The organism is Phytohabitans aurantiacus (assembly GCF_027923225.1).
Classification (GTDB): Bacteria; Actinomycetota; Actinomycetes; order Mycobacteriales; family Micromonosporaceae; genus Phytohabitans; species Phytohabitans aurantiacus.
The window spans coordinates 1-1016 of record NZ_BSDI01000139.1; the positions used below are offsets into that span (position 1 = coordinate 1).

At 64.1% G+C, this 1016-nt stretch carries 1 protein-coding gene; it reads left to right on the forward strand.

The annotated features are described in order from the left end of the window. The first annotated feature begins 79 nt into the window (after positions 1 to 79). Positions 80 to 994 carry an IS982 family transposase gene (locus tag QMG73_RS46165; protein ID WP_281906527.1) on the forward strand — a complete coding sequence of 305 codons (915 nt, stop codon included), beginning with the start codon at positions 80 to 82 and terminating at the stop codon, positions 992 to 994. Positions 995 to 1016 lie beyond the last annotated feature (22 nt).

Below are 1016 nucleotides of genomic sequence, written 5' to 3' on the forward strand. Positions count from 1 at the left end.
CCAAGGGATAGGGGACAGCAAACAGACGCGAGGGCATCCATGATCGACGCTGCTGAGCAACGATGACCATGGAGGCCACGTGCACGTCGATCTGGACACCCTCGCGACCGCACTTTACGTCAGGATCGACGACGAATTGAAGGCGTCCCCGCAGCTGAACCGGTGGCGGCCGAAGGTCGGGATCGCTCCGAAGATCACCGACGCCGAGCTGATCACTGTGTCGGTCATGCAGGCCATGCTGGGCTATCGCAACGAAAGCCGCTGGGTCCGCTACGCCCGCAAGTCGATCATCCACCTGTTCCCGCACCTGCCCAAGCAGCCGGGCTACAACAAGCGGCTACGCGGTCTGAGTACCCAGATCAGCCACTGCATTGCGGTGCTGGTGACCGACACCGATCTGTGGCGGCATCCGATCCGAATCGCCGACTCCACCCCGGTACCTTGCGGCACGTCCCGGGCCACAGCCCTACGTTCGGACCTGGCGGGCTGGGCCGGCTACGGCTACTGCGCTTCCCACTCGCGATGGTTTTGGGGCCTGCGGCTGCATCTGGTAACCACCGTGCACGGCCTACCTGTCGCGTTCGCCCTGACCAACGCCAAGACCGACGAACGCGAGATCCTGGCCGACCTGGTCGCCCTGCAACCCAACATGTTTCATCACCCAGACGGGCTGATCCTGGTTGTGGACAAGGGCTACCGCGACCGCGACACCGAAACCTGGCTCAACGAAAGCGGTATCACCGTCATACGACCCGCGTACCGCACCGAGCCCGCCCGCCCCGGCCGCGGCCTGCTCCGCGCCGTACGACAGAGCATCGAATCGGTCAACCAGACCCTCAAAGACCAACTTGACCTCGAACAACACGGCGGCCGAACGATCACCGGCGTCGCCGTCCGGATCCTGCAACGCGTCCTCGCCCTGACCGCAGCGATCTGGCACAACTGGCACACCGGCCAACCGATCATGCGATCCCTGACCGCCTACGACCACTGACCCCTTGGAATCGATCATCTAG